This is a genomic window from Nocardiopsis suaedae (assembly GCF_027706745.1).
Lineage (GTDB): Bacteria > Actinomycetota > Actinomycetes > Streptosporangiales > Streptosporangiaceae > Nocardiopsis_A > Nocardiopsis_A suaedae.
In genome coordinates this window covers 59,146-68,250 of the sequence record NZ_JAQFWP010000035.1, presented here as the reverse complement: position 1 = coordinate 68,250, position 9,105 = coordinate 59,146, and the positions used below count along the sequence as shown (strand labels likewise).

Annotated in this window: 8 protein-coding genes; 5 read left to right on the top strand and 3 right to left on the bottom strand. The window is 75.6% G+C overall.

The features are described 5' to 3' along the window. Window positions 1-536 precede the first annotated feature (536 nt). The 3 genes from O4U47_RS18400 (at window position 537) to O4U47_RS18390 (ending at window position 4,672) form a co-directional block, all read left to right on the top strand. The gene (locus O4U47_RS18400) at window positions 537-1,463 is read left to right on the top strand and encodes a phosphotransferase family protein (RefSeq protein ID WP_270679128.1); all 927 of its coding nucleotides are present in this window, start codon (window positions 537-539) and stop codon (window positions 1,461-1,463) included. A gap of 65 nt (window positions 1,464-1,528) precedes the next feature. Then, window positions 1,529-3,217 (top strand): coiled-coil domain-containing protein, encoded by a 1,689-nt coding sequence (locus O4U47_RS18395; protein ID WP_270679127.1) that lies wholly within the window; start codon window positions 1,529-1,531, stop codon window positions 3,215-3,217. Between the two features lie 99 nt (window positions 3,218-3,316). Next, window positions 3,317-4,672 (top strand): coiled-coil domain-containing protein, encoded by a 1,356-nt coding sequence (locus tag O4U47_RS18390; protein WP_270679126.1) that lies wholly within the window; start codon window positions 3,317-3,319, stop codon window positions 4,670-4,672. Between the two features lie 90 nt (window positions 4,673-4,762). Here O4U47_RS18390 and O4U47_RS18385 read toward each other — a convergent pair whose 3' ends face one another. Beyond that, window positions 4,763-5,923, bottom strand: coding sequence for an FAD-dependent oxidoreductase (locus O4U47_RS18385; RefSeq protein ID WP_270679125.1), 1,161 nt, complete (start codon window positions 5,921-5,923; stop codon window positions 4,763-4,765). A gap of 116 nt (window positions 5,924-6,039) precedes the next feature. Here O4U47_RS18385 and O4U47_RS18380 point away from each other — a divergent pair, with 116 nt between their 5' ends. Together O4U47_RS18380 and O4U47_RS18375 are read left to right on the top strand one after the other, a co-directional pair. Then, the gene (locus tag O4U47_RS18380) at window positions 6,040-6,711 is read left to right on the top strand and encodes a TetR/AcrR family transcriptional regulator (protein WP_270679124.1); all 672 of its coding nucleotides are present in this window, start codon (window positions 6,040-6,042) and stop codon (window positions 6,709-6,711) included. 104 nt (window positions 6,712-6,815) lie between these two features. After that, window positions 6,816-7,055, top strand: coding sequence for a hypothetical protein (locus O4U47_RS18375; RefSeq protein WP_270679123.1), 240 nt, complete (start codon window positions 6,816-6,818; stop codon window positions 7,053-7,055). A gap of 19 nt (window positions 7,056-7,074) precedes the next feature. Here O4U47_RS18375 and O4U47_RS18370 read toward each other — a convergent pair whose 3' ends face one another. Together O4U47_RS18370 and O4U47_RS18365 are read right to left on the bottom strand one after the other, a co-directional pair. Beyond that, window positions 7,075-8,421, bottom strand: coding sequence for a sensor histidine kinase (locus tag O4U47_RS18370; protein ID WP_270679122.1), 1,347 nt, complete (start codon window positions 8,419-8,421; stop codon window positions 7,075-7,077). Between the two features lies 1 nt (window position 8,422). After that, on the bottom strand, window positions 8,423-9,103 hold the full coding sequence (locus O4U47_RS18365) for a response regulator transcription factor (RefSeq protein ID WP_270679121.1): 681 nt from the start codon (window positions 9,101-9,103) through the stop codon (window positions 8,423-8,425). Window positions 9,104-9,105: the final 2 nt, after the last annotated feature.

The following is a 9,105-nucleotide window of genomic DNA, read 5'->3' as shown; positions in this document are numbered from 1 at the left end:
CCCGGCAAGCAGGCCCGGGGAACCGCCCCGCTTCCGCCGTCGCCGCCAACCACCCCGACCACGCACACGCCGCGCAGCCGACAACGTTGCAGATAGAGCCTCCGACCTGCGTCGTCGCCGCCCTCCACCCCGGCACCCCGGCGACCCGGCGCCCGGCCGGGGCCCGTCAGCGGGGTACCCCACCGAGCCACCTCCCACCCGCACCGCAAGAGGCCCGCCGCCGGGCAGGCAGCCTTGAGTGGGGCTCGGCCAACTCCGTCCACTGCCCCCTGGCGCCCGCCACCTCCATTCGCCCCGGTGCTACGCTCCGCCCGTGACCGACCACCGCACGCGCCACTATTGACCCTTCCTCCGCAGCGCCGTCCGTACGCGGACGCCCTCTTCGCCCACGCCCTCTTCGCCCACGCCCTCTTCGCCTGCGCCCTCTTCGCCCACGCCCTCTTCGCCTACGCCGTCATCGCCGGTGTCGGCACGCGCGCCTCCTCGGCCGCACGTTCCCGGCACAGAAGCGGACGACGAGGAAGAGGACGAAGAGAATGAACACTGCTTCCGCCCCGGCGATTCTGGAGTGGGTCCGCGACACCGCGGGCCCCGGCGCGCGCGTGCCCGCGGAACCGCGGCGGGTGGGCGTCGCCTCGACGACACTGGACGCCGTCGACGTGATCGACGGCGGCGGCACCCGGCACGCCTGGATGGTGCGGCGCTTCCACGACCGGGCGCGCCTGGCCGACGACCCCTGGTACCGCCCCGAGTCCGAGGCCGCCGTGCTCAGGCTGCTGAAGAACACCGGCGTCCGCGCCCCGGCGCTGCACGCGGCCGACCCGGACGGTTCGCGGCTCGGAGTTCCCGCGCTGCTGACCGACCGCGTCCCCGGCCACGCCGACTGGGACGCGCTCGACCCCGCGGCCGTGGTCGAGGACCTCGCCCGGGAGCTGGCCGCCATCCACGCGGTGGGCGGTAGCGCGCGCGGCGGCGCGGACGCGGGCCTCGCCCTGCTTCCGGAGTACCGCCCCTACTACGACCCCGGCGAGCACGGCCCCCTCGGACCGCACCCCTGGAGCGACGCCCGCCTGTGGGAGCGCGTGTTCACCGTCCTCGACGGCCCCGCGCCGGACGTCCCGCACACCTTCATCCACCGGGACTACCACCCCGGCCAGGCGCTGTGGGTGGACGGCCGGTTGAGCGGGATCGTCGACTGGCTGACCGGGTGCCGCGGCCCACAGGCCGTCGACCTCGCCCGCATGCGCCTCAATCTGGCGCAGGGAGCGGGCCCAGAGGCCGAGCGGTCGTTCCTGGCCGCGCACCGCCGGATCACCGGCGGGGACGCGCACCACCCCTACTGGGACCTGGTGGACGCGACCGACTTCATGCTCTGGTCCGACCCGCCCGAGGACGGCGAGGAGCGCCGGGCGTGGTCGGCGTTCGAGTCGTGGACGGCCCACGCCCTCGCCGAACTCGGGTGAACCGGGGCTGAACCGGCGCGCCTCCCCCTCCGTCTAAGGCCCGAAGACCCTGTTTGGAGGCCTGCATGGGCGAGTTCATCGCGATCCTGGCCGTCGTACTTCCGGTGCTGGCGATCGTGGGCGGCCTGGTCGCGGAGCGGCGGCTCCGCGCCCGTCCGCACCGGAACGCGCTCGGCCGGTCGGCGGTCCGGGTCGACGAGTACGGCACGCAAATCCACATGCTGGCCGAATCGCTGCGCCGGTCGGTGGAACTGGTGCGGGCCGGGTCCGTGGAGGAGGAGGCGCGCGCGGCCCTCGCGGACGCCGAGGAGCGGCTGGGCCGCGCCGACGAACTGCTGGGCGAGCGCGACCGGCTGGCCGACGCGCGCGCCAGGACCACGTGGCGGACCCGCCCCGAGGAGCTGGAGCGCGCGGCCCGCCGCTGGGAGGAGCTCGAACACGACGCGGCCGGGCTGCTCGACGGATTGCGCGACGCCGAGGAGCGGTGCTCGCGTGTGCTCGCGGCCTCCGCTTCACTCGGCGACGGGGACCGGGAGGCCGTGCGGCTGGCCGAGCAGGGGCGCTCCGCCGCCGAAGAGGCCCGCGCGCGGGGCTACTCCGTGGACGGGGAGGCGTCGGTGCTCGCCACCGCCCACCACCGGTTGGAGGACGTGCGGCGGCTGGCCTCTGAAGGACGTCCGATGGCCGCCCGGGAGGCCCTCACCGGGCTCACCACGGAACTGACCGACGTGCTGTCCGCCCTTCGGACGATCGCCGACCGCGAATCACGCTCGCGCCGCCGCCTGAGCGCGCTGGCCGGTGCCGGGCAGGAGAACGGCGACCGCCGTACTGCGGCGGTCGCCGCCGTGGAGGAGCTGACGGCCGGATACGCGGCCGCACTCTCCGAAGGGCTCCAGGCGCGCCTGGAGGAGGGCGTCCGTTCCGCAGCCGAGGTGGCCGAGCAGGTTCAGGACGCCCAGGCAGGGCTGGAGGAGCGCGACGTCCAGCGCGCGGAGGCCGCGCTCGATGCGGCCGAGGAGGCGCACAGGCGCGCCGGTGAGGAGTACGGGGCCGCCGACTCCCGGCTGGAGGAGGTCCGGGAGCTGAGCGCTTCCGTGCCGGGGCGGCGGCTGCAGACCTTGATCCTGGTGACCGAACTGGCGGAGCGCGCGGCCTCGGACAAGGGGAGCGAGCACCTGTCCCCTGCCCTGCAGACCCTCCGCGCGCGCGTGGAGGCGCTGGACGTGGAGGGCGACCGGCCGGACTGGCTGCGGTTGCAGGCCGGCCTCGACGAGGCGGAGGAGCTGGCGGCGTCGTTGTCGGATGCGGCCGAGGCCGCCGTCGGAGCCGCGCGTAAGGCCCGTGCCGAGATCGACCGCTTGGAGGGCGCGCTGCGGCGGTCGGAGGAGGAGCGCGCAAGCGCGCAGGACTTCGTGCGCAGGGAGCTCGGCAAGGTGCCGCCCGCGGCGCGCACGGGTGGGAAGCGGACCGACGACGCGCTGGGCCGTGCCCTGGAGCGGCTGCGTTACCTGGAGGCGGCGGCGGAGAGGCATTCCATAGCGGTGCACACCGCCGTGTTCAACCACCGCGCCGCGGCGGCGGCAGCGCGCGACTACGCGGCCGCGATGTGGGCTGCGGGCCGCTTGGACGAGGCGGCCCAGATCGCCGAGGAGGCGCGCAACCGCTACGCCGGTTCGGTCGGCCAGGAGGCCGTGGCCGACCTGCGCGTCGTGCTCTCCTTGATCGACGCGGAACGCGCCGCCACCCGGGAGTGAGGTCGGGCTGGCCGGAAGCGGCCATAGGGGCGGGCGGTCGCACCGCCGGACCCGCCCCTCCGTCCAAGGCTCGGAAAACCCCCGAACTTGGGAGACTGCGTGGGCGAGCTCATCGCGTTCCTGGCGATCACCGTCTCGGCTCTCTTGGCGGTCGCCGGCGTCGCCGCCCGGCGGCGGTGGCAGGCGGCCCCTGTGAGGGAGGCGTTCGAGGACCGCGCGGGCCGGTTGAACGAGACGTGCACCCGGGCCCACGCCCTGGGTGATTCTCTGCGACGCTCCTCCGAGCTCATCCGCTCCGGATTCGCCTCCGACGAGGCGGAGCCGGTCCTCTCCGGTCTCGACGAAGCGCTGAGCGAGGCCGACGCTCTCCTCAAGGAGCGCGACCGGCTGGCCGACCGGTACGCGGCGCTCACCCGGTGGTCCCCGCACTCAGAGCTGGTCGCCGTGGCCCGGCGGTGGGAGGACCTTGAAGGGCGGGCCGAGCGCGCGCTCGGCATCATGCGGGCCGCCGAGGAGCGGGCCTCGCGCGCCCTGGCCACCTCGACCGCGCTTGCGGACGAGGCGCGGGAGACCGGGCGTCGGATCGAGCAGGTGCGCGCCTCCGCTGAGCAGGCCCGCGCGCAGGGCTATGTCGTCGACGGTGAGACGTCCGTACTGAAAAGCGCCCACGACGACCTGTCGGAGGTCCAGGGGCTGGTGGCCGAGGGCAGGCCGCTGACCGGCGGCGGGGCCCTGTCCGACCTGTCCTCGAAGCTGTCCGCCGCGAGCTCCGCCCTGCAGGCGCTCAAGGAGCGCGAGGCACGTGCCGGTGCGCGGCTCGGCGGTCTTGAGGAGGACCTGCGCGGCCTCCGGGCCCAGCACGCGGCGTCGGAGGAGGCCGCCGAGGAGCTGATCGCCGGGTTCGCGCCCGCCGTCGCCGACGGCATGGAAAACCGGCTCCGGCACGGCGAGCGGTGGGCCGCTCAGGCCGAGGAGCGCGTGGCGGCCGCCCGGTCGGCGCTGGAGCAGCGCGACGTCCACAGCGCCGAACAGGACCTGGCGGCGGCGGAGTCGGCCCACCGGACCGCCGCCGACGCGTTCCGCTCCCCGCTCACCCGGCTGGGCAAGGTCCGCGAACTCGCCCTCTGGCTCCCCCGTCACCGGTCGCAAGTCCTGATCCAGCTCACCGAGCTCGCCGAACGTGCGGCCTCCGACAAGGGCACGCGACACCTGTCACGGATCGCGTACGACCTTCGGGCCCGTGTCGAGTCCCTGGACATGGACGGTGATCGCCCCGACTGGCTGGAGCTGGAGAGCCGCCTGAACGAGGCCGAAGTGCTCGGGCACACCATCGCCGACGCGTCGTCCGAGGTGCTGGGCGTCATCGACGAGATCAGGACGGCCCTGCGGGACGCCGAGCGCGAATTGACGCGTACGCGGGAACGGGCACGCGCTCTGGAGCGGCAGATGCGGTAGCCCCTGCAACGGTTGCGTCATCGCCGCGCTGTACTCCTCGGGGGGGGCGGTCCCGCTCGTGACGGGCGCGGCGCCGCCTCACCCTGTTCTTCACCTGACCGGTGCGCACGGGTCGTAGCCGTAGAGCCAGTCGGCGAAGTCCTCCATCTCCTCACCGGCCGGCGGCCCCGCCGCCGCGTCCGGGGCGGTTCCCGCCTTCTTCATGGCCCGGTTGGCGGCGGCCATCCCCAGCACCCGCTCGATCCGCGGCGCCCGCTCGGACCGGTAGGCCGCCAGAGCGCCGGGGACGTCCGCCGCGCCGCCGACCAGGCCGGCGAGGACCAGCGCGTCCTCCAGCGCCATCGAGGCCCCCTGGCCCGCGCCGACCGGGTGCGCCGCGTCCCCGATGAGCACCGTGCGCCCGCCCGTCCAGGCCGGGACCGGGTCCATCGCGTGCATCACCGTGAACGGGTGCGCCCGGACGGTGGCGGAGACGAGAGCGGCCGGGAGCGGGTCGTCCCGGTAGGCCGCGGCCAGGGCCGCGAGGCGGTCGGCGCCGACGGGGCCCACCGGCCGCTCGGGCTCGTCGGCGGACGGCACCTGGGCCGACCACCAGATCCGCCCGTCGGGCGTGCCGACGTGGAAGAAGACGCCGCCCGCGCGCGTGCGCCGCATGGTGACGGCCCGCGGATCGGCCGCGATCCCGGCGCGGTCGGGGTCGGAGGTGCCCGACAGCGTGTACAGCCCCGCATAGCGCGGGGACGGCGCCTCGGGCAGATGGGCCCGGCGGGCGGCCGACCAGATGCCGTCGGCGCCCACGAGCAGGTCGCCCTCGGGCGCGTCTCCGCCGCCGAGCACGGCCGCCACGCGGTCGCCGTGGTCGCGCACGCCGACGAGGCGGTCGCCGGTGCGGATGCGCGCGCCCTCCCGCTCGGCCTGCGCGCGCAGGGCCTCCACCAGGCGCCCGCGCAGCAGGGTGACGCTGCGCAGGGTGTCGTGCTCGCGGCGCCCGCGCGGGGTGTCGGAGAGCAGCGCCCCGTCGGCGGAGCGCGCGTGCAGCCGCTCGACCTCCACCCCGGCGCCGCGGACCGCGTCGAGGCAGCCGAGGGCGCCGAGCCCGCGCAGCCCGTTGGCGGCCAGGCTCACGAACGACCCGACGTCGCCGCCGGGGTCGGGGTGGGCCTCGTAGACGTCGACCTCGGCACCGGCGCGGCGCAGCGCGATGGCGGCCGCCGCGCCGGCGACCCCGGCGCCCGCGATCAGGACCCGCATGCCATCCTCCCTGAATCTCTATTCACTGAATCTTTATTCAGCGAAACCGGGTTCAGTATCATCGCGGACGGCGCGCCCGTCAAGCGCGGCCACGGGCACGGACGACAGGAGGCGGTGTGGCACAGACCCGGAAGGAGCGGGCCGCGCGGACCCGGGAGGAGCTCAAGCGCGCGGCGCGGCGGCTGTTCGCCGAGCGCGGCTTCCTGAACACCAAGATCACCGACATCACCGCCGCCGCGGGGCGGTCGACCGGGTCGTTCTACGAGCACTTCCGCGACAAGGACGCGCTGCTGCAGGCGCTCGCCCAGGACATGGAGGACCAGGCCGACCGGGAGATCGCCGCCTTCGACGGCGCGCACGGCACCGACGCCTCCCGGCACGACCTGGCCGACCCCGACCACCTGCGCGCCCACGTCGCGGGCGGGTGGCAGGTGTTCCGGGACCACCTCCCGGTGATGGCGGCCCGCTTCCAGTCGGCGGCCGCGGCCCCGCCGGAGGAGGGCCGGATGTGGCGGATGCTGGTCGAGCAGACCGGGCCGTTCCGGCGGCACCTGGAGGACATGGCCGCCCGGGGCCGGACGCCGCCCGGACCCCCGGAGCTGACGGCGGCGGCGATCGGGGCGCTGCTGTCGGGCCTCGGCTACGCGGCCCTGACCGCGCGGGAGCCCGTGCCCTCGGACGAGGAGGTCGTGGACACCCTGACGGCCCTGCTGCTCAACGGCCTCGCGGGCGGCGCCGGGGCCGGACCCGGGGAGGCCGGTGAGCCGGGGCCGCTTAACGGCGGCTGAGAGGGGCTCAGAGTGCTCTCAGGGGTGATCGCCGATGGTGTGTGCGGCCGGGACGGGAAGCCCGGCCGGCTCACCGCGTGGATCACGATGGAACAAGGAGCGGCATGGACCTCAAGAAGAAGCTGGCCCTGGCGGCGCTGATCGCCCTCCCGCTGGGCGTGGGGGCGGCCGGGACCGCGTACGCGGCGGCCGCCGCCGACTCCCCTGCGGGGCCGGAGGTGCAGAGCGTCCAGAACACCGAGTCCGACTCCGGCTCCGACAGCGCGCCGGAGGCGGAGGGCTCGGAGGGTTCTGAGGGCTCGGGGGGCTCGTCGGGCGCCGACGAGGACTGCAACGAGTCCTGACCCCCGCTTCGGGCGGCTCTCAGCCCCGGGGCAGGCGCACGGTGAACTCGGCGCCTCCCCCGGGGCCTTCGCCTGCCTCGACCGTGCCGCCGTGGTCCCGGGCGATCGCGGCGACGATGGAGAGCCCCAGGCCCGTCCCCCCTGAGCCCCTCCCCCGAGCCGAGTCGAGGCGGACGAAGCGCTCGAAGACCCGCTCCCGGTCCTCCGGCGGGACGCCCGGGCCGTCGTCGCCGACCCGGATGACGGCCTCTCCGCCGCTCTGCGCCCGGACCTCCAGCTCCACCCGGCCCCGTGCGTGCCGGACCGCGTTGTCGGCCAGGTTCCGGGCCAGGCGCGCCAAGGCGTCGCGATCCCCCACCACCTTGACCGGCTCCAGGCGGGTCACCACGCGCACGCCCTCGGGCGTGCCCGCAGAGCGCAGGCGGGCCCGCTCACCGTCCAGCACGTCGTCCAGGTCCACCTCTTCGCGCCGCAGCCCCAGGCCGCTCTCATCGGCGCGCGCCAGCAGCAGCAGGTCGTCCACCAGGATGCGGATGCGGCCCAGCTCCCCTTCGGCTGACGACAGCGCCTCAGACGGGATCCGTCCGCCGTCCCTGCGGGCCAGCTCCACGATGCCGGTCAGCGTCGTCAGCGGACTGCGCAGCTCGTGCCCGGCGTCGGCGACGAACCGGCGCTGGGTGCGCTGTGCGGCCTCAAGGCGGGACAGCATCGCGTTCATCGTCGTGGCCAGGCGCGCGATCTCGTCGTCCCCCGCGGGCTCGGGGACGCGCCGCCCCAGGTCGCCCCCGCCGCCGATGGCGGCGACCCGCTCGCGGATGCCCTCCACCGGGGCGAGGGCGCGCCCGGCCAGCCGGTGCGCCGCGAACGCCACCAAGGCGAGCAGCAGCGGGATCGCCCCCAGCGCCAGCAGCACCGAGGTGCGCACCGCCACCTGGATGGGCTCGGCGGACATGCCGACGACGATCACATGGTCGGCCCCGTCCACGCGGACGCCCAGGGCCATCAGGCGCATCCCGCCGTCGGTGGTCTCCACCAGCTCCCCCGGCGGCGGGGTGAGCGGGGCGTAGGCGGGCGGGCCGCAGTCGGAGCCCGCGGCGCCGCATCCCCGCACCACCCGCCCGTCGGGGCCGATGAGCTGGGCCAGGTCGGTCTTGCGCGGCGGGGTCCACTCCGGCTCCGGCCCCTCCAAGCCGTCCTTGATCTGGCCGACGCCCGAGCCGAGCGTGGTGTGCGCCGAGCGCAGCAGGGCCTCGCGCAGCACCACGATGCCCCCGGCCGTCGCCGCGACCAGCGCGATCCCGGTGACCACCGTGGACAGCACCATCAGCCGGCGCCGGACCCCGGCGCGCAGCATCCCCGCGCGCATCTCAGCCGCCCTTCGGGTCGAGCACGTAGCCCGCGCCGCGGACGGTGCGCACGGCCTGGCGCCCGAACGGTTCGTCGATCTTGCGGCGCAGGTAGCGGACGTAGACCTCGACGACGTTGTCGCCGCCGCCGAACTCGGGGTCCCAGACGTTGTCCAGGATCTCGGCCTTGGAGACGACCGCGCCCGCGCGGCGGATGAGGAACTCCAGGAGCGCGTATTCGCGCGGTGTCAGCTCCACCTCCCGGGCGCCGCGGGCGACCCGGCGCCGGGCCGGGTCGAGCGTCAGGTCGCCCGCGGCCAGGACCGCCGGGCGGGCCGCCTCCCCGCGGCGCACCAGCGCGCGCAGCCGGGCCGCGAGCACCACGAAGGAGAACGGCTTGGTGAGGTAGTCGTCGGCGCCCAGGTCGAAGGCGTCGGCCTCGTCGTACTCGCCGTCCTTGGCGGTGAGCATGAGCACGGGCGTCCACACCTCGCGCCCGCGCAGGCCCTCCAGCACCTTGTAGCCGCTCAGGCCGGGGAGCATGATGTCGAGGACCAGAGCGTCGTAGCAGGCGCGCTCGGAGGCGGCCCAGAGGCCGTCGACGCCGTCCTCCACGATGTCGACGCTGATGCCCTCGCCTGCCAGACCGCGCCGGACCGTCTCGGCGATGCGGGCGTCGTCCTCGATCAGCAGAATGCGCACTG